This window comes from Desulfogranum marinum, assembly GCF_963675105.2.
In the GTDB taxonomy this organism is placed as follows: Bacteria; Desulfobacterota; Desulfobulbia; order Desulfobulbales; family Desulfobulbaceae; genus Desulfogranum; species Desulfogranum marinum.
This window is the reverse complement of record NZ_CAXXRO010000004.1, coordinates 2610429-2629534: the sequence shown is the minus strand read 5'-3', so window position 1 is coordinate 2629534 and position 19106 is coordinate 2610429. Positions and strand designations below refer to the sequence as shown.

Sequence of the window (19106 nt, the reverse complement as noted above, 5' to 3'; positions counted from 1 at the left end):
CAAACCAGGCTCGTTGCAAGGGGTGAATAATAGATACACATTAACCCTCACGTTAGCACTATTTACAGTAACGCACAATTTTTTTTCCGGTAAATCGAAAAAAAATCAAAAAGCAGATCATATCAACCTAAAAAAACAATAAAAATACCCACTAGGTATTTTTACCTATTTTCCGGAATTATTGTCGCTGCAAGAGCTGCACTAAATTCCGGTGACCAGCCGGATAGGGATACTCTCCAAGCTCTTCAAGCGTTACCCAGTTTGCATCTTTTGCTGCATGCAGGACCGGTTGCACAGGGGTTGGAGGCAACTGGCACCAAAAACTATGCAGAGTAACCCGGTAACGGGTGTAATAGTGAACCACTGATCGAAATGGGACAGGATTGGTTACCTGCCACTCGGTTTCCTCTGCCACTTCCCGAATCACAGCTTGCTCGGGCAATTCGTTTTCCAGAAGACGGCCACCTGGAAATTCCCACAGACCGCCCCAGATGTCATCATCCAGTCGTTGCTGAATAAAAAACAGATTACCTCTGCGCAGTATCCCGCAGGCCATGGTGATATCGATTATTTTTTTCTTTTCCCTGGGAACTGGTCGCCAGTCAACGGTATCGCGTTTATTGGCCAGGCAAAAAGGCTGCACCGGACACTGGGCGCAGTGTGGATTTTTGGGTGTGCACACAAGGGCGCCAAACTCCATCAATGCCTGGTTCCAATTTCTGGGATCTCTTCGATAAAGGAGTTCCGTTGCCATGTTTTCCAATGCTTTGCGTGTATCTTTTTGTTTGAGTGGCTGGTCTATATCGGCCAGCCTGGAAAACACCCTTTCCACATTTGCATCGAGCAACGGCCATGGTAGATTAAACCCGATGGACAGAATAGCGGCCGCTGTATACGGCCCAATACCGGGGAGACTAAGCAACTCTTTGTGGGATGCGGGCACATCACCATTGTAAACTTCCATTAAAAGCTGTGCGGTTTTTTGAATATTACGCGCTCTTGAATAATAGCCAAGTCCCTCCCAGGCTTTAAGAATATCCAGCTCAGGTGCTGCAGCTACCGCAGCGACAGAGGGAAATCGAGCAATCCACCGTAAAAAATAGTCTGCCACTCTCTCCATCTGGGTTTGCTGCCCCATGATTTCTGAGATCCACACATGATAGGGGATATACTCTTCTCTCCATGGCAGGCTCCGCATATGGGCGTGGAACCACGTTAACAATAGATCTTGAAAATTCGACTGCTGTGTTGCGCAAATAAAATTCAATATACTCTCTTCGTCTTGTCTGCCTATACGTATCACTTATCTACACAGGTAGACTTTTTCAACTTCTAGGTCTACAATGAGACCATTCATTAACCGACAGTACAGCGTTCCCTGTTCCCTTATAGATGAAAGATGAGCGTGTTTTGCTTTCTTGCTAACCTTGATGGACTCGTAAAAAGTCCATCACACACTAAAGATGGCTAAGGACAAAAGTTCGATATACAAGGCGCAGTGTTTTTCCCGAGGCCTTGACTATACATATGGTATGTCAAGGCCTCGGGAAAAACCTGCAACACCGTAGATCGCACTTTTTACGACGCCATCAACCTTAAAATACGCTATTCATGAACACATCATATACCAAGAGCAGCCTTCTCTCACTCTTCCTTGTGATGAATGTGTTTTTTTCGCTTCCCAATCTCGTGTTAGCGCTCACTCCCGATGAGGTGGTTGTAATTGCCAACACCAGAGCCAATGATAGCCTCTCGCTGGCAAAATACTATATGCAGCAACGCGCTATTCCCGCCGAAAACCTCATCAAGATCCGAACAACCTGGAAAGAGAGCTGCAACAGGCAACAATACCAGGAAGACATAGCCGAGCCGGTAAAAAAAGCCGTCCAAAAACTGCAGCAAAACAAACGCATTCGATGTCTGGTAACCATGTACGGCGTACCACTCAAAATACGGGCCCCTGTGCTCGATCTTGATGATGAAGAACAGGTCAAACAACTGAAGAAACAAATACGCCAGGAACAAGAAAAACTCAAGGCAGCGCAAAAAAATGAGCACTCACAACTGAAGAACCTGATCGATTCACTGAAACTGCAAATAAAGCTGCTCCAGCAAACTGACACCAGAGCTGCCGTTGATTCTGAGTTAGCCCTGGTTCTCACAGACACCTACCCGCTCGAAAATTGGCTGCCTAACCCATATTTTTTAGGATTCCAACGACAAAAGACCCTTCTTCAGCGCGATACGGTGCTGATGGTCAGTCGTTTGGACGGCCCAACCCCTGACATTGTTCGCAGAATCATTGATGATTCCATCGCGGTTGAACAAAAAGGCTTGCAGGGCAAAGCCTACTTTGATGCCCGTTGGGCCAGGCCTGATCCCCAAAAAAAGCTCAGCGGCTACGCCCTGTATGATGCTGCCATTCATAAAGCGGCGGAACTGGTCAAGCAAGAGAGAGGGTTGGAGGTCCTGCTCAACGATAAAAGCGCTCTTTTCACAGCCGGTGATTGTCCGGAAGCTGCGCTGTACTGCGGCTGGTATAGTTTGTCAAAATATATCGATGCCTTTACCTGGGTGCAGGGCGCTGTGGGATTTCATATTGCCAGTGGCGAATGCGCCACTTTAAAGCAGGAAAAATCACAGGGCTGGTGCAAAAGGATGCTGGAACAAGGCGTGGCAGCGACTGTCGGCCCCGTGTATGAGCCCTATGTGCAGGCATTCCCCCTGCCGGATCTTTTTTTCAGCAAACTCACAGAGGGCTACCTCACCCTGGGAGAGACATATCTGATCAGCCTGCCCTTTCTTAGCTGGCAGATGGTCCTAATCGGCGATCCGCTGTATCAGCCATTCTCTCCTGAGATGAGTGGCAATTCTCAACCAACTTCCAGCAAAACGGAGAAAAACACCACCCTGTAAGGGTAACTACTTACAGGGTAAGCGACAAAGGTCGTCAAACGAGTACATTGGTAACTGCTTGCAGGGTGCCTGGATTTTTCGCCAGCAGTCTGATGCCCTGTGAGCAGCTACCTTCAGGAAAAGGAAAAAGGTTGTTTACGACCCTTTAGTCGAATCCAGTTCAGTCCCCTTTGGATGCTGTGCTTGCTGATCAGGTATTGCAGCATTCGTTGTTTACCCGGAAAATCCATAGTACAAAAACCGATCAGAATGGTGAGCAATCCCTGCCCCGGCAAAAAAAGCATCGCTATCCCAGCAGCAACCAACAGCATCCCCAGCGTGTTACGCCCGATAAATATAAGGATTGTTAAAGCCGGGTGCGTCTGCCTTTTTACAGCCAACTGCTGCCAGTGGCGCACAAAAAAATCAGCCGGCATACGGTTAACCAGCCAAGGGACAGCAATCAGGCTGCCGATAAATGTAAGCAGTGACACAACCCCCAGCACCTCAAGTAAAAAAACAGTCGTCATATTTGGTTACAGCGCTGAAAAGGTACTCTCTACCAACACCTCTTCAAGGCTTCGCTTGGGCACATGATGCACACCCTGCTCATCTCTCCAGTACTGTATTTTCCCATCGTTACCAACCTCTTCCAGCACCACGGTCTCTGCCGGATAGCCCAAGGCAAGCACGAGCATCACAGATAAGGGCTCTGCAACATTGAGCACCGTATCTATATTTTTAGCAAAGGCTCCGATACGGCAGCCATACACGCCCTGCTCTGCAGCTGCAAGCAGCATGCTCTGAGTGGCTATCCCGCAATCAAAATGCGCCTCATTTTCAGTGCCTTTCAAAAGCGATTTGTCGAGTAAGCACAGAATATAGGCAGCAGGTCGCTCTCCAGGTTCCGGTCCTTTCCAATCGCTGAGATAACCTGCCCAGCCAAGCAGCGGAAACACGAGGTCCCGCTGCTCCTGCTCGGTCACCAGCATATACTTGAGCACTTGCCCATTACGGGCAGACCCACTCAATCTAGCCGTATCAACAAGCCCTTTGAGTAATTCCACCGGCACCGGCTTGTCTTCTGTAAATCTTCTAACTGTCCTGGTTTGCCCAACCAATTCTTCGATTGCCATCACTTGTCTCCCCTGTAAAAAAAAAATTAAATGCAATGCTCTTTTTCAGGCACTGCTTTTTCTACCGGATCTTTCTTACCACACACACCACCCATCTGTCACAAACTGTGCATGGTTTCCTTTTTTCAACACAGTTTCTGTTTCTTCTGTTCATTTACACGCTAACATGCTAAATTTTTAGTATTAAATAATCACACTCACTCTACCACCTAAATTATGCTCGATACTCTTGGATTACTACGATGGCAGGATATTGCCGATATCCTGATAGTCTCTTTTTTCATTTATCGTATAATGCTGCTGATCCGTGGTACCCGAGCTGTGCAGATGCTGGCAGGTATAGCTGTTATTATTATTGTTTATTTCATTTCCGGCAAACTCGAACTCCAGACCCTGCACTGGTTGTTCAAAACCTTCCTCAGTTCCATCCTGCTCCTCATTATCATTGTTTTTCAGGCAGATATCAGGCGTGCGCTTACCCAGGTAGGCAAAGCTCCTTTCCAAAAGTCAGATGATGTAGCTCTGCAAGACATAGAGGAAATTGTACGGGCCGCAACCTATATGGCCAAGCGCAAAATTGGCGCGCTGCTTGTCATTGAGCGAGAGACAGGCTTGCGGGACTACATTGAAACAGGGTTCCGCCTCGACGCGAGGCTTTGCTATGAGCTGCTCGTTTCCATCTTCATGCCCTCCTCCCCTATGCATGATGGTGGTGTGATCATTCACAAAGGGAAAATACACTCAGCCGGTTGCCTGCTGCCTCTTTCCAAAAATACGCGGATAGACAAACGCTACGGCACCAGACACCGGGCAGCCTTAGGACTTTCTGAGGAAACCGATGCCGTTATAGTGGTTGTTTCCGAAGAAACCCAGGAGATTTCCCTGGTAAAACAGGGGCGAATCGCCACTCTTTTTGATGAAAAAGCACTCCACTCCGCCCTGCAATCCATACTCAAGCAACGAAAAGCTAAAAATACCAACAGCTGGAAAAACTGGTTTGCACCGCATAAAACCATACAAAAAAAATGACCCGAGCTAAACTTTCCGCATTGATGCCCAAGAACTGGGTGCTCAAACTATTCGCCCTTATTATCGGTGCCGGCCTCTGGTATTTTGTGGTGGGCGAAGACCAGATAGATATCACGATCAATGTACCCATTGAAGTACACAACCTACCTGCCAACCTGGTGATTGCCAATAAGTTTAAAAAAGATATCGAGGTTTCCATCAGAGGATCCAGACGTGTCATCCAAGAGATAAGGCAGCAAAATATTTCCCGACCGGTTGACCTTTCCAAGGTGGAAGCAGGGGCCATCGTTATCGCCAATGACCGCAACTCAATACCTTTTCCCCAGGGAATTACCGTCCAACGATTGCAACCTAGCAGTTTCACACTCCTGGTCGACCAGCTTGAACAAAAAGATTTTGCCATCAATCCCGTCCTCGAAGGGGAACCTGCTGCAGGGTATGTACTCAAGTCAATAACCATAGACCCTGACAGGCTCCCTGTGACCGGTCCCAAAACCCTACTGGAGAAACAAACTGCCCTCAAAACAGTGGTTATCGTCCTTGACGGCCTGGAGCAGTCAACCAAACTGCAGGTCGCACTCGATTTAAGCGATGAAATGTTCAAGCTCATCGGTGAAACAGTGGTCACGGCGACGCTGGAGGTCGATGAAACCATGCTCATCAAGACGGTTCGCGGCATTCCTGTCAATGTGCGAGATGCGGAACTTCCTTTCCGGACGATCCCATCCATGGTAACCGTGGAAGCAAATATTCCTGAAAACCTGATCCGCGATACACCGGAACTAGCTATGCTGTTCAGGGCGTCTGTAAGTTCGAAAACAGAACCGGATATCGATGGTTTTATCCCGTTAACGGTCAACGGTATCAACGTTCCCGGTCACAAACCTATTGCAATTATGCAGGTAAAACCAAAAAAAGTTCGCCTGATACCTGTTGAAAATAGCTCGGTGCCGGAGTCACAGCCTCAACTCTGATTTTTCTCTAATGCACACTCTCCATAACCTGTTTCATTTATTTCAAAGTAAGAGGAACAACCATGCGTAAACTTTTTGGCACCGACGGAGTACGCGGTGTCGCCAACACCTATCCGATGACCTCCGAAATTGCCATGCAAATAGGCAGGGCAATAGCCTTTATTGTTAAAAACAGTGCCAAGGGCAATACTATTGTCATCGGCAAAGACACCCGGTTGTCCGGTTACATGATTGAAAATGCTCTTTCTGCCGGCATCTGCTCCATGGGAGTCAATGTACAGGTAGTGGGGCCATTGCCGACCCCCGGCATTGCCTTTATAACCACCTCCATGCGTGCAGAGGCCGGCGTGGTTATTTCTGCTTCGCACAATCCGTTTCAGGACAATGGCATTAAAATATTTTCCCATAATGGCTTCAAGTTACCCGATGAGGTTGAAGCCGACATAGAAGACCTCATTTTTTCACAAAAAATGGCTGCACTCCGACCGGTTGCAGACGAAGTCGGCAAGGCCTCGCGCATAGAAGATGCACAGGGGCGTTATATTGTGTACCTCAAAAACACCTTTCCCAAGCAATATACCCTTGATGACTTTCACATTGTGCTGGATTGTGCCCACGGTGCAACCTATAAAGTAGCGCCCCACGTGTTCACGGAACTGGGGGCAAAGGTTACGACCCTTGGCGTTGCTCCAAACGGCAAAAATATTAACCATGAATGCGGTGCCCTGCACCCCGAACTGATGGCGGAGAAGGTAAAACAGCTCGGGGCCGATATCGGCCTTGCCCTTGATGGGGACGGGGATCGTCTGATAGTATGTGATGAAAAGGGCAAAATCGTCGATGGCGACCACATCATGGCCATATGTGCCAAGGATTTGCTCAGTCGCAGAAAACTCAAAAAGAAAACCCTTGTTGCCACCGTCATGTCCAACATGGGCTTGGAAAAAGCAATGCACGACATGGGCGGCCAAATGGTACGGAGCAACGTCGGCGACCGATATGTGGTGGAAACCATGCGTGCCAAAGGGTATAACTTTGGCGGCGAACAATCCGGCCACCTGGTCTTTTTAGACCACAACACCACAGGTGACGGCATCCTCGCCGGCTTACAACTTTTGGCGATAATGATTAAAAAGAAACAACCGCTCTCTGAATTAGCGAAAATAATGTCGACCTATCCACAGGTGCTTGAAAATGTGCGTATGGCGAGCAAAATAACGCCAACTCAGATCCCTGGCTTTCCGGAAGCACTGACTGCTGCTGAACAAAAATTGGGGAAACGGGGAAGGATTCTCGTCCGCCCATCGGGGACGGAGCCGGTTATCAGAGTGATGACAGAGGGAGAGGATCATCAGGAAATAGAAACCATCGCTCTGGAACTGTGCGATGTCATCCGTCGAGCCGACAGGTAGAACCTAGATTTTAGCCTGAGCATAGGGCAAAAAGGCATCCTCAAATTTTACTTTCAGACCATTAGACTTCGATCTGTCTCCCGGGTTTAAAAGAGAAATAAAATCAGTCCCCTGTCTGCTTCGATAGATAAATGGCTGAGTTTTATACGTAATCAAATTACAATAAAAAAGGAGTTTGGTTCCGCAACCAGGTGCGAAGCCGAACTCCTTTTCTTTTCGTACTTTACTCTTATTTTTTCGCTGCTGCCATTGCTCGCTTAAAGCCTTCCGCAGCTTTTTTGATAATCTCTTCGTCCACGCAAAAGGCTAATCGGATGTAGCCCGGCATGCCGAAACCACGCCCTGGAACGGCAAGAATTTTCTCATCTTGCAACAAACTGCAAAACTCAACATCATCAATGGGTACTTTAGGGAACAAATAAAATGCACCTTTGGGCCGCTCATATTCAAATCCTGCATCATCAAGGACCTTACAGAAAACTTCCAACCTGGCGGCATAGATGCTGCTGTCTACGGAAACATCCTGCAGTTGAGCCACTGCCCGTTGCATTAAGGCAGGCGCATTGATAAAACCTAGAATTCTGTTTGCCAAGGTCATGGCATTGAGCACATCCTGCTTTTCAGCCATATCAGGATGCACGGCGATGTAGCCGATACGTTCTCCGGGTAACGACAACTCCTTGGAATAGGAAGAAACAACAATCGAATTGGTCGTTGCCGTCATCAAGGCTGGTACTTCGTGGTTGTCGTACACGATATTCCGGTACGGCTCATCCGATATCAGGTAAATAGAGGTACAAAACTTATCACTTGCCGCATCAAGCATTTTGCCTAGACTTGCCAGTGCCTCAGCAGAATATATCTGTCCGGTAGGATTATTCGGACTGTTGATCAGCACCGCCTTGGTCTTGTCGGTAATTGCTTCTTCCAGCGCCTGTAGATCCAGGTTAAAATGCGCATCGGTAGGCACAACCTTGACAACTCCGCCGTGGTTATCCACATAGAAATGATAATCCACAAAAAAAGGACAGAGGACAATGACCTCGTCCCCAGGGTCAAGCAAGGCCTTGAAGGTAACATTGAGTGCACCGGCGGCGCCGCAGGTCATCAGGACATCCCCCTGATCAAGGCTCACCTCTTGATCACGAGAAAGCCTATCAGCCAGGGCTTCACGTACATACGGGTAGCCGCCATTGGGCATGTAGCCATGACTGCCCGGTTTATCATTACTCACCAGCTCCTGCAGTACGGTTGAAAACTTTTCCGGCGGTGGCACGTCCGGATTACCGATACTAAAATCAAAAACATTCTCATCACCAAACTCCGCCTTCATCTTTGCCCCTTCTTCAAACATCTTCCTGATCCAGGACGATTTTTCAGCAAAGGACCTCATTTTTTTAGCTATCGCCATATTGCTTCCCCCTTATCTGGTGAATAATTTCATGCTTGTATACTGTCGTCTCAAAACTGCTCACGGGTCACTCTCATTCAAATTTACGCCGAAAATAATCGTAAGCAGCGTTAATTTCTTTCATTTTTTCTTCAGCAACGCCTTTAAACTCATCACCTAGATGGGCAACTTTGTCTGGGTGATACTGCATGGAAAGTTTCCGGTATGCTTTTTTGATGGCAGCAAAATCTGCTCCAGGCTCAAGCCCCAACACACCGTAGTATCGCTCATCGGCAGCTACACCACTGGTTGCCTCCCGATATTGATGGTATTTGTATTTTGCCTCAAACGTTCGCTGGTCATACGCTGAAATTTGCAGAAAAGCAGCAATCCTTCTCGCGGTTTCCAGCTCACTTTCAACGGGTGGCTGTTTGGTATAAATAATCTGGTAAACAAGCTCAAGCAGGATCAATCGAGGTTCGTAGGCAAAGGAACTGCGAAATTCCTCAAGCAATTGATCCATGCTCATGTCGGCGTCACGGGCATCCTTAATGAGTTGCTTCACCCAGTACATCTGATCTTGATTATACCGCAGGCTCTGCTGAAAAAACCTGATTATGGTATTGAGTTCCGCCCGCGTAAAATGACCGTCTGCCTGGGCAATCTTGACTAATATATGTACCAGCAGATACACAAAACGCTTATGGGATTCTGTCTGGGCTGACTCATAGGTGGACACTCGCTGCCGCACATAGTAGGAAAATCCCCAGAAAGCGGCTACAAGAAGCAAAATCCCGAAAAGACCGGAAAAGAAAATAAAACCAAGAAAATTAAAAAGAGCTGGAGCCCCTCCTGTTACCAGCAGCAACAGGCCGATAATCAGCAGGCAGCCGCCACATCCCGGCTGGTTGTGTTGTCTATATTCCATAATAGTGTGAGAAAATAATAAAGAAAAATAACCTGAGAAATGGAGGCAGTGAACTTACTCTTCTTCCCGGTCGGCAAACAAAGCATCGACGAATTCCCGGGAATCAAAATCCCGCAAGTCATCCATTTGTTCACCAATACCGATGAAGCGTACCGGGATTTTCATCTCTCGACAAATATTGGCGACAATACCACCCTTGGCAGTACCATCGAGTTTGGACATGGTCAATCCGGTCACATCCACAGCTGCGTCAAACAGCTTAGCCTGGGAGATACCATTCTGGCCGGTGGTTGCATCAAGCACCAGCATGACCTCGTGGGGAGCTTTAGGCAACTTTTTGCCGATAACCCGCTTGATTTTCTTGAGCTCTTCCATGAGGTTTACACTGGTGTGGAGACGACCGGCAGTATCGATGATGATAACATCAAATTTATGGGCTATCCCGTATTCCATCCCATCAAAAACAACAGAAGAAGGGTCTGCACCAGGCTGTTGGGCCACGACCTCCACCCCGACTCGCTCACCCCAAATTTTTAACTGGTCAATGGCTGCGGCCCGGAAGGTATCACCAGCCACAAGCAGTACCGATTGCCCTGCGTTAACAAATTTATTTGCAACCTTGCCGATGGTGGTTGTTTTACCAACCCCGTTCACCCCGATAACCATAATCACAAAAGGCCCCTTATCCGGCATGACCAATTCTGCAGGTTGATCAGAAGACTCTATATAGCTATAGATGCGATCACGTAGCACCTTTTTCAATGATTTGGGATCACTGAGCTGGTCGCGCTTGGCGGTTTTCCTGGCGTGCTCAAGTAAATCCATGGTCGTCTCAACACCCAGATCTGCGGTGATCAGGATCTCCTCCAGATCATCGAACAGTTCCTGGTCAATCTCTTTACGCCCCAGAAAAAGAGTGTCCATTCGATAAACAAATGAATCCCTGGTCTTTCCCAAGCGTTGGTGCAACCGTTTAAAAAGCGAAGGAGAGGATGTTTTTTTCTGCACAGGAGCAACGGCTTCGGCCTCTTGCTCTTCTTGCTCTTGAAGGACGTCCTCCTCTGCAAGCTCTTCTTCTTCATCAATAAGAAGCTTTTCCTCTGCAGCCGTTCCTTCTGCTGGTGCAGAAGTACTTTGGTCGACATCTTGCGGGGCCTCTTCCACATCAATGGCGTGGACAACGTCAGCAACGTCGTCTGCAGCCTTAACCACATCGACTTCTTGTTCAACCGCGGTTTCAATTTCACCGGCAATATCTGCTTCTGTTCGGCCAAGGTCAAGAGGTTCTTTGTCTACCTCCACCGCCTCTTGTTCACTCTCGTCAACAAGGGCTTCTTCCGGCTCAATGGCCTCTGTCTGTTCCAACTTCTCTGCAGTCGGTACTTCAGTAGGCTTTTCACTTACCTGCTCATCGACTTCAACCTCACCGGCAGGCAATATTTCTTCCACCTTGTCCGGTTGAGCATCAACCGGCTGTGGTTCCTCCTCCGGCACAGGTTCTGCAGCACCCTCATCGTCTGCATGTATTTGTTCTGCAGGCGTTTTTTGTGCTTCCTCTTCCGCAGGCAAAACCGCAGCCTGCACTTCATCGGGTTGAACATCCTCTATCGGAATCTCTTTCTCAACAGCAGGGAACTCATCCCGCTCCACCTGTGGCGTTTCCGCCACAGGTGAAGATTCAGGAGCGAGGCTTTCTTCAACTTCAACTTCCTGAGCGACTTCTACTCCTTCCGGTTCAGCCTTCTTTTTACGGCCAAACTTTTTCTTAAACCAGCCAAGCATCAGCTATCCGCCTTTTTTTGTAATGCTATTGCAAGAACTTCACTAATAGTATGGGGATAATGAAAAATTACCCCTTCTCGAATATCTTCCGGAATTTCCAGTACATCTTTTTCATTCAAGACCGGCAGGATAAGTTCTTTAATGCCTGCCCGTAGTGCTGCCAACACCTTTTCACCAATACCACCCACCGGCAACACATCTCCACGGAGGGTGATTTCACCGGTCATGGCCACATCTTGACGCACTGGATTGCCGGTAATAACCGAAACCAAAGAAGAAACCATGGAAACACCTGCTGAGGGCCCATCTTTCGGAATCGCTCCCTCCGGCACATGAACATGCAGGTCAATCTTAGCAAAACGGTCTTCAGCAATATCCAGTTCTTCAGCATGAGATCGTATATAGGTCAAGGCGGCGGTCGCGGACTCCTTCATCACATCGCCAAGTTTTCCGGTCAGAGTCAACCCGCCTCTTCCTTTCATGATCGAAGTCTCGATAAAGAGAATCTGTCCGCCAACAGGCGTCCATGCAAGCCCGGTGGCAAGCCCCGGTCCCCAGGTACGAGCCTTCATCTCAGGAAAAAAGCGTAGCGGACCAAGATAAGTGTACAAACTGTCGGGAGTGACAACCGTTTTTTCTGTTTTTCCTTTTGCTATTTCCGCAGCAATGCCCCTGCAAATGGTTGCTATCTCCCTTTCCAGGTTACGAACGCCGGCTTCCCTGGTGTAGGAGGAAATCACATTTTCAACCGTCTCCTCGGGAATCTCAATATCATCCTTGGTCAAGGCGTGGGCCTCAAGCTGTTTGGGTACCAAGTGTCGGGTGGCAATGGCTACTTTTTCCTGCTGGGTGTAGCCGGAAAGCTCTACCACTTCCATCCGGTCACGCAGTGGCCCAGGGATGGTATCCAAAACATTTGCAGTGGCAATAAACATGACCTTAGACAGGTCAAACTCAATGTCTAGATAATGATCGGTAAATGTTGAATTCTGTTCGGGATCCAAAACTTCCAACAAGGCCGACGATGGATCGCCTCGAAAATCGTTACCAAGTTTATCAACCTCATCCAGCAAAAAAACCGGATTATTTGCCTCAGCCCTTTTTAAACTCTGGATAATTCGACCCGGCAAAGCACCGATATAGGTCCGGCGATGTCCGCGAATCTCGGCTTCATCACGCACGCCACCAAGAGCAATACGGACAAACTTTCTATTCATGGTGCGGGCGATGGACTGCCCAAGAGATGTTTTACCCACGCCCGGAGGGCCGCTCAAGCAAAGAATAGGGCCATGGATATCTTCTTTGAGTTTACGTACCGCCAGAAATTCTATAATGCGTTTTTTAATCTTTTTCAGCCCGTAATGATCTTTGTCCAGGTCTTTTTCGGCCTGTTCAAGGTCAAGTGTATCAGTGGTAGATTCCATCCACGGTAAATCAAGAATCCAATCAAGATAGTTTCTCGATACCGTATACTCCGGGGATGAAGGCGAAATACGATCAAGCCTGGCAATCTCTTTGTCAACCACCTTTTTCGCTTCTTCACTGAGTGCCTTTTCCGCAACCCGGTCACGCAGCTCCTGAATCTCGACTTTATCGTCCTCCCCTTCCCCCAATTCCTTACGAATGGCCTGCAGCTGCTGGCGGAGAAAAAACTCACGCTGCCGTCCATCCATGTCCTTTTTCATGCTTTTCTGCAGCTCATTGCTCATCTCCACCGTTTCTATCCGATCATTCAACTCACGGGTCACACGATGGAGCAAGTCGTGAAGATCAACCAATTCCAGAGTTTCCTGCTCTATCTCTATTTTCAGGTGCAACTGGGAGCTGACCAGATACGCCACATAAAATGGGTTTTCCAGGGTATTTACCGTTGCCAGCATTTCCTGTGGAAGTTCAGTGGCGTTAACCAGTTTCTGGAACTGATTTCGAATATTGAAAACAAGTGCCTCTATCTTCTTATCCTCAACGATATCCATGGGTACTTCAGATATTTTAGCACGAAGATACGGTTCTGTTTCCGTATACTCATCAATCTTAATTTTTTTGGTACCGCTGACCAACACCTGATAATATCCTTGCTGGGACTTGGTCAATTTATGGAGGTAGCCGACCACCCCGATATCATACAACTCTTCTTTACCTAATACCTCGCCCTCTTCGACCTTCTCTTTTCGACTGGTTACCATGCCCAGCATGCGGTCGCCGAGCAAGACATCGTCAATAAGCTGCTTGGAAGATTCACTGGCCACTTGCAAAGGGAAACCCATCCCTGGATAAAATACAAATCCCTGCAAAGGCAGTATAGGAAGTGACTCAGGTACTTCAAGAGAGGTTGGATCAACCTTTTTCTGCTCTGTATGCTGTTCTTCTGTCATATTATTCACCAGGTTGTATCTCTATATTGACTTTTCCTTTTTTGACCCGCTTGGGAAGCCTCACCACTAAAATACCATCTGCATAAGAAGAACTGGTATTTTCGACGTCCACCATAGAGGGAAGAACAACTGTCCGTTGAAAATTACCCAACTCTATTTCCAACTGATGAATACATGCAATGGATGCCTGTGCCGGAAGTTGTCTTTTTCCTTTTATCAACAGCCGTTGTTCATCAACAGTAACCTGTAGATTCTGTCGGTCAACACCTGCAATATCCACATAGACATATATCTCATCCTCAGCCTCATAAATATCAACCGGAGGTTCCCATCCACCTGTGTCCATGGGCACCATCCGCGCTATAGTCATATTCCTTAACATGCGGCCGGTCTGCTGCTGCATCTGCTCCAGTTCTTTAAAAAGCTTCTTACTGAACGGATCCATTGTATTCCTCCTCTCGTATACTTGATGCAAAGACCCTCTTTTGAGAGAATCAATTGCTCTCACACAAGAGCTAAAAGATTATAACCATTCCCTTGTGGGATTAACCCTGATTTCTCATCAGTTCAGGCTGCGCGATGCAAAATAAATAAGCACTATAACTATTCTAACAATTATAAATCAAGAAAAAGACAGAACATAATCGACGGAACCATGGATTATTTGTCGCTGTCAACGGTGAGATAGAAGCAACTTGTTTCTCGTTTACGCCTCTACTTATACTCATGCTGAGCAAACGGATTAAACGAGAAAAGCAGTCGTTCTCGTTTTTCCTCCTTTTTTCATTGCATTTCATTAAACAGGAATTAGATTACTTTCCGGTAATTTTCAAGTGATCATCAAGATGCTTGCTGTAAGCCTTTTTTCTCTTCAAAACAGAAAAAACATTTACCAATAACATTGGTTATTCAAAGTGATAGCCAATGTTTGATTACAGATAGCAACAGGAATGACTTGGGCGTGATCCCGTTTTAGGCCTTACATGTTTCAAGGGTGTTTTTTTACACATAAGACAAAATCGCCCTTCTCTATATTCAACCCGGTCAAAAAAGGTACCGGGCCATGTGGAGCAGTGACCTTCTGACGGCCTCATTTGATCACATTTTTTATTCTTTTTTACGGAGGCAATTATGAGCAGTTCATGCGACGGATCTTGTGGGTCGGAACAGGGAGGCAGCTGCAACTCTGCAGATGCTCACCTGGCGCAGCAGGATATCGCCATCAACAAATCCCTTGGAAAAATTAAAAACAAAATTCTGGTCATGAGCGGAAAAGGTGGGGTAGGAAAATCCACAGTTGCCGTCAACCTGGCACTCAGCCTGGCAAACAAAGGGCATAAAGTCGGCTTAATGGACGTCGACCTCCACGGCCCTGACATCTGCCGAATGCTGGATCTCAAAGGCTCACTCGAGGCACCTGAGAATCCCAACGATTTGGTTCCACCCCTTACCTATAATGACAACCTTAAGGTTGTCTCCCTCGAGTACATGATGAAGGATCGCGACGATGCTGTTATCTGGCGCGGCCCGTTAAAAATTCAGGCCATTCGTCAGTTTGTTTCCGACATGGATTGGGGAGAGTTGGATTATCTTGTGGTTGACGCTCCTCCAGGCACTGGTGACGAGCCCCTGTCGGTTGCGCAAACCATGCCTGGTGTACAGGCTGTCGTGGTAACAACACCGCAGGAAGTTGCGCTCGCTGATGTACGTAAATCCATTAACTTCTGCAAGACCGTTGAAATGCCGATTGTCGGCGTAGTTGAAAACATGTCCGGTTTCATCTGCCCACATTGCGAACAAACAATTGATATCTTCAGCAGCGGCGGCGGCGAGCAAACAGCCCGTGATTATGACCTTGCTTTTCTTGGCCGAGTCCCAATGGACCCACGAGTTGTTATTGCCGGCGACAAAGGCACGCCTTACCTGTCTTCCGAAGAGGATACCCCGGCAACCAAAGCCTTTGAAAAAATTGTAGGAGCCGTTGAAAAAAGACTGCCTCCTACCGGTTCCGTGACACTTAATACGGTTGACGCCGGCAGTGGTTGTGCCTGCGGCGGTGGTGGCTGCAGTTAATCTTCTTTTTCCCCGCAGCCTGCTTGCTCCAGGCTGCGGGACTTACGGGTATCTTGAATTATTAGTAATTTCGTTCGAGGTCAAGGCATGCGATAAATTTTACCACAGGCATATAATTAATATTCCGAGGATAAAATTTTAAGCATAACGCTGAGATCGGGCGAAATAACAATTATTCAAGATAGCCTTACTTTTTAGGGAGCCTTAATTTATGCTTGTTCAACAACTTACAGTTGGCATGATGGGTGTTTGCGCTTATGTCGTTTCCTGTGAAAATACAAAAATAGCAGCCGTAATTGACCCTGGTGGAGATGAGGACACTATCCTCTCTTACTGTCGGCAAAACGACCTGCAGGTAAAATACATCATAAATACCCACGGTCACCCTGACCATGTATGTGGTAACGGGCCTATCAAGGAAGCCACCGGTGCCCAAATTCTTATGCACGCTGCAGATGTTGAATACTTTGCCGAACCAGACCTGAAACGGTATTTTTCTTCGCTTGGACTGCCGGAATCACCTCCGGTGGATGTGCTTATCGCCGATGGCGATAAAATAGCCATCGGCGAGGAAGAGTTTGAAGTTATACATACTCCTGGTCACTCTCCCGGCGGTGTTTGTCTCTATTGCGCACCCCATCTCTTTACCGGCGACACCCTTTTTGTCGGCGGGGTCGGGCGTACAGACTTTCCGCGCTGTTCCATGGCCGAGCTCAGTAAATCCATCAAGACCAGACTGCTGACCCTACCGCCCGAAACCATTGTCTGGCCCGGACACGGGTATGGCGGTTCCAAGTCAACCATTGAAAAAGAAGCACGTTCCAACCCGTACTTTTAGTTGCAACGGAGGGTATGTTCAACCTGACACACTTCTGTTATATTACCCTGCAGTTGTAGAAAACGTCCCTTGTATGGGACGTTTTTTTATTATACAAATGTAACTATTGGCCAGCATTGCAAATGCTCACGAACTTCCCGCCAAACATACCGATGTAGAGCTAACAGGTCGGTTTGTGAACAGTTACAATTCGAGGAAGGTTGACGATCTTTTAGACCTGCGCGAAACAGTTTCGATAAAACATACCAACAACCTCACACCTCTATTCAACAATTATGCGTGAAATCGTACTTGGAACAGCCGGACATGTCGACCATGGAAAAACAAGCTTTATCAAGGCGCTCACCGGAACAGATACAGATCGACTCAAAGAAGAAAAACAACGCGGCATAACCATAGAACTGGGGTTTGCCCACCTTGATTTACCCTGCGGTCATCGACTGGGTATTGTTGATGTTCCCGGCCACGAAAAATTTATCCGCAACATGGTAGCCGGTGCAGCCGGCATGGACATGGTAGCCTTTATCATTGCTGCTGATGAAGGGATCATGCCCCAAACCAAAGAACATTTCGATATCTGCAGACTTCTTGGAGTGCGCAACGGTATCATCATTCTCACCAAAAAAGATATGGTTGAGCCGGACTGGCTGGAAATGGTTGAGGAAGAAGTACGCGATTTTTTCGTCGACAGCTTTCTCGAGGATGCACCGATCATACCGGTTTCCTCTCTTACCGGAGAGGGCATAAACGATGTCGTTGCATTACTGGATAAAAACGTTCGTGCCCTGGACTTCCAAGAAGAATTCGGACCATTCAGGATGGCAGTTGATCGCGTTTTCAGTATGAAAGGCTTTGGCACGGTCATCACCGGCACCTCTCTTTCCGGAAGAGTGAGTCTCGGGGAAGAGATCATGTTTTATCCAGGCGGGCTCAATGCGAAAATACGCGGCATCCAGGTCCATGGGCAGGAAGTCCAACTGGTTGAGGCCGGCCATCGTACCGCGATTAATCTCCAGGGGATAGAGAAGGAACAAATAAATCGTGGAGATGTCGCAGCTACACCAGGCTCCCTTGCAGATTCGACCCTGCTCGACGTAAAACTCCACTATTTAGCCTCCCTTAAAAAAGAATTAAAAAACCGTGCCCAGGTTCGGGTACATGTGGGAACAAGGGAAATCATAGGCAGGGTTTTGCTGCTCGACGAAGATCGCCTCTCTCCAGGTTCCGATGCGAATGTGCAACTCATCCTGCAAGAGCCGGTTGCCGTCTGGCCCGGCGATACCTTTGTGATAAGGAGTTATTCTCCCATAACCACCATCGGCGGTGGATCTATCCTCAATTCCGCCCCACGTAAACGCAAGCGAAGTGGAGAAAAGCACAGAGAGTATAACCAGCGCGCCTTTGCGATTATGAGTGGCACTGATGATGTGGAGAGAATGCTGCTTTTTCTTGATGAAAGTGGTCGTGCAGGGATTACCGCTGATGCCTTGGCTGTTCGGCTGGGGATTTTCGGCAAAAAATTTAAAAAATTGCTCCAGCAGCCAACAAGCAGTGGTCAGATCATGGTAGTTGAGTCAGAAACCCAGCGCTTGGTCTCCGCCCCTGTCTTTACGCAGCTCAAGCAGCAGATAATTGATTTCCTCAAACACTACCATCAGGAAAACCCGCTCAAATCAGGACTTGACAAGGAAGAACTTCGTTCCCAGCTTCAGCCGCCTGTTGACGCCAAATTCCTCCAATATACGCTGACCAGCATGACTCGCAAAGGAGACATTGAACAGACCGGGGCTGAAATCAGACTGGCCGGGCACACCGTAACCCTGCAGGTCGACGAACAGGAAATGCAGCAAAAAATTGGGTCACTCTATCAAAAATCGGGTCTGACCCCGCCCATCCTCAAAGATGTGCTGGCAACATTTGACGAGTTCCCCCCTCAACAGATCATGCAGGTTTTTGCCCTGCTGCTTGAGCAAAAAAAACTTATCAAAGTAAACGAGGCATTGTTTTTCAGTGCTGACGAGGTGGACAAGCTTGGCCGAGAAGTTGCTGATTTTATACGAAAAGAAGGCGAGATAGATGCACCCCGCTTTAAACAGCTCACCGGCTTAACAAGAAAATTTTCCATCCCCCTGCTTGAATACTTTGACAAAATCAAGCTCACCATCCGGGTAGGCGACAAAAGGGTTCTCCGTAAATCATAGAGACAAGAGGATCTGTTGCCCTCTCCTCCTTGCAGTTTAAAAAGCTCCAAGCCATTAGCCCGAATTTCTCATG

At 47.7% G+C, this 19106-nt stretch carries 15 protein-coding genes; 7 read left to right on the top strand and 8 right to left on the bottom strand.

Going from position 1 to position 19106, the window contains the following annotated elements:
• Positions 1-178: 178 nt before the first annotated feature.
• Entirely contained in the window at positions 179-1267 is a 1089-nt protein-coding gene (gene mutY, locus ACHZCY_RS20190) for an A/G-specific adenine glycosylase (RefSeq protein ID WP_319550162.1), read from the bottom strand.
• 344 nt (positions 1268-1611) lie between these two features.
• On the opposite strand from mutY, the gene ACHZCY_RS20185 reads away from it, so the two are divergent.
• Complete coding sequence (locus ACHZCY_RS20185; RefSeq protein WP_319550161.1) at positions 1612-2916, top strand: TIGR03790 family protein; 1305 nt, start codon at positions 1612-1614, stop codon at positions 2914-2916.
• Between the two features lie 113 nt (positions 2917-3029).
• Here the strand turns inward: ACHZCY_RS20185 and ACHZCY_RS20180 are convergent, their stop codons facing one another.
• Both ACHZCY_RS20180 and ACHZCY_RS20175 read right to left on the bottom strand, forming a co-directional pair.
• Positions 3030-3425, bottom strand: a complete 396-nt coding sequence (locus tag ACHZCY_RS20180; RefSeq protein WP_319550160.1) for a PGPGW domain-containing protein — start codon at positions 3423-3425, stop codon at positions 3030-3032.
• Between the two features lie 6 nt (positions 3426-3431).
• Positions 3432-4031 carry a nitroreductase family protein gene (locus ACHZCY_RS20175; protein WP_319550159.1) on the bottom strand — a complete coding sequence of 200 codons (600 nt, stop codon included), beginning with the start codon at positions 4029-4031 and terminating at the stop codon, positions 3432-3434.
• A 216-nt stretch (positions 4032-4247) separates the two neighbouring features.
• Here ACHZCY_RS20175 and cdaA point away from each other — a divergent pair, with 216 nt between their 5' ends.
• The 3 genes from cdaA to glmM all read left to right on the top strand — a co-directional run bounded on the left by cdaA (position 4248) and on the right by glmM (position 7446).
• Positions 4248-5060, top strand: coding sequence for a diadenylate cyclase CdaA (cdaA, locus tag ACHZCY_RS20170; protein WP_319550158.1), 813 nt, complete (start codon positions 4248-4250; stop codon positions 5058-5060).
• Positions 5057-6034 carry a CdaR family protein gene (locus ACHZCY_RS20165; protein WP_205222487.1) on the top strand — a complete coding sequence of 326 codons (978 nt, stop codon included), beginning with the start codon at positions 5057-5059 and terminating at the stop codon, positions 6032-6034. The genes cdaA and ACHZCY_RS20165 overlap by 4 nt, the downstream gene beginning before the upstream one ends.
• A 62-nt stretch (positions 6035-6096) precedes the next feature.
• On the top strand, positions 6097-7446 hold the full coding sequence (glmM, locus tag ACHZCY_RS20160; protein WP_319550157.1) for a phosphoglucosamine mutase: 1350 nt from the start codon (positions 6097-6099) through the stop codon (positions 7444-7446).
• 229 nt (positions 7447-7675) lie between these two features.
• Here the strand turns inward: glmM and ACHZCY_RS20155 are convergent, their stop codons facing one another.
• The 5 genes from ACHZCY_RS20155 to ACHZCY_RS20135 all read right to left on the bottom strand — a co-directional run bounded on the left by ACHZCY_RS20155 (position 7676) and on the right by ACHZCY_RS20135 (position 14366).
• Positions 7676-8857: a pyridoxal phosphate-dependent aminotransferase gene (locus ACHZCY_RS20155; RefSeq protein WP_319550156.1), complete on the bottom strand. Its 1182-nt coding sequence runs from the start codon at positions 8855-8857 to the stop codon at positions 7676-7678.
• A 73-nt stretch (positions 8858-8930) separates the two neighbouring features.
• Positions 8931-9764: a DnaJ domain-containing protein gene (locus ACHZCY_RS20150; RefSeq protein WP_205222490.1), complete on the bottom strand. Its 834-nt coding sequence runs from the start codon at positions 9762-9764 to the stop codon at positions 8931-8933.
• A 54-nt stretch (positions 9765-9818) separates the two neighbouring features.
• Positions 9819-11546: a signal recognition particle-docking protein FtsY gene (gene ftsY / locus ACHZCY_RS20145; protein WP_319550155.1), complete on the bottom strand. Its 1728-nt coding sequence runs from the start codon at positions 11544-11546 to the stop codon at positions 9819-9821.
• A complete protein-coding gene (gene lon, locus ACHZCY_RS20140) occupies positions 11546-13921 on the bottom strand; it encodes an endopeptidase La (RefSeq protein ID WP_319550154.1) in 2376 nt (791 codons plus the stop codon). The genes ftsY and lon overlap by 1 nt, the downstream gene beginning before the upstream one ends.
• Position 13922: 1 nt before the next feature.
• Complete coding sequence (locus ACHZCY_RS20135; RefSeq protein ID WP_205222493.1) at positions 13923-14366, bottom strand: Hsp20/alpha crystallin family protein; 444 nt, start codon at positions 14364-14366, stop codon at positions 13923-13925.
• A gap of 686 nt (positions 14367-15052) precedes the next feature.
• On the opposite strand from ACHZCY_RS20135, the gene ACHZCY_RS20130 reads away from it, so the two are divergent.
• From ACHZCY_RS20130 to selB, 3 genes are all read left to right on the top strand, one after another.
• Positions 15053-15994, top strand: coding sequence for an Mrp/NBP35 family ATP-binding protein (locus ACHZCY_RS20130; protein WP_205222494.1), 942 nt, complete (start codon positions 15053-15055; stop codon positions 15992-15994).
• Positions 15995-16205: 211 nt separating this feature from the next.
• Positions 16206-16832: an MBL fold metallo-hydrolase gene (locus ACHZCY_RS20125; protein WP_205222495.1), complete on the top strand. Its 627-nt coding sequence runs from the start codon at positions 16206-16208 to the stop codon at positions 16830-16832.
• 275 nt (positions 16833-17107) lie between these two features.
• Positions 17108-19033 carry a selenocysteine-specific translation elongation factor gene (selB, locus tag ACHZCY_RS20120; RefSeq protein ID WP_319550153.1) on the top strand — a complete coding sequence of 642 codons (1926 nt, stop codon included), beginning with the start codon at positions 17108-17110 and terminating at the stop codon, positions 19031-19033.
• Positions 19034-19106: the final 73 nt, after the last annotated feature.

Coding starts and splice junctions, on each gene's coding strand:
- ACHZCY_RS20185 (WP_319550161.1), top strand. CDS start 1,612: ATGAACACATCATATACCAAGAGCAGCCTTCTCTCACTCTTCCTTGTG.
- ACHZCY_RS20180 (WP_319550160.1), bottom strand. CDS start 3,425: ATGACGACTGTTTTTTTACTTGAGGTGCTGGGGGTTGTGTCACTGCTT.
- ACHZCY_RS20175 (WP_319550159.1), bottom strand. CDS start 4,031: ATGGCAATCGAAGAATTGGTTGGGCAAACCAGGACAGTTAGAAGATTT.
- cdaA (WP_319550158.1), top strand. CDS start 4,248: ATGCTCGATACTCTTGGATTACTACGATGGCAGGATATTGCCGATATC.
- ACHZCY_RS20165 (WP_205222487.1), top strand. CDS start 5,057: ATGACCCGAGCTAAACTTTCCGCATTGATGCCCAAGAACTGGGTGCTC.
- glmM (WP_319550157.1), top strand. CDS start 6,097: ATGCGTAAACTTTTTGGCACCGACGGAGTACGCGGTGTCGCCAACACC.
- ACHZCY_RS20155 (WP_319550156.1), bottom strand. CDS start 8,857: ATGGCGATAGCTAAAAAAATGAGGTCCTTTGCTGAAAAATCGTCCTGG.
- ACHZCY_RS20150 (WP_205222490.1), bottom strand. CDS start 9,764: ATGGAATATAGACAACACAACCAGCCGGGATGTGGCGGCTGCCTGCTG.
- ftsY (WP_319550155.1), bottom strand. CDS start 11,546: ATGCTTGGCTGGTTTAAGAAAAAGTTTGGCCGTAAAAAGAAGGCTGAA.
- lon (WP_319550154.1), bottom strand. CDS start 13,921: ATGACAGAAGAACAGCATACAGAGCAGAAAAAGGTTGATCCAACCTCT.
- ACHZCY_RS20135 (WP_205222493.1), bottom strand. CDS start 14,366: ATGGATCCGTTCAGTAAGAAGCTTTTTAAAGAACTGGAGCAGATGCAG.
- ACHZCY_RS20130 (WP_205222494.1), top strand. CDS start 15,053: ATGAGCAGTTCATGCGACGGATCTTGTGGGTCGGAACAGGGAGGCAGC.
- ACHZCY_RS20125 (WP_205222495.1), top strand. CDS start 16,206: ATGCTTGTTCAACAACTTACAGTTGGCATGATGGGTGTTTGCGCTTAT.
- selB (WP_319550153.1), top strand. CDS start 17,108: ATGCGTGAAATCGTACTTGGAACAGCCGGACATGTCGACCATGGAAAA.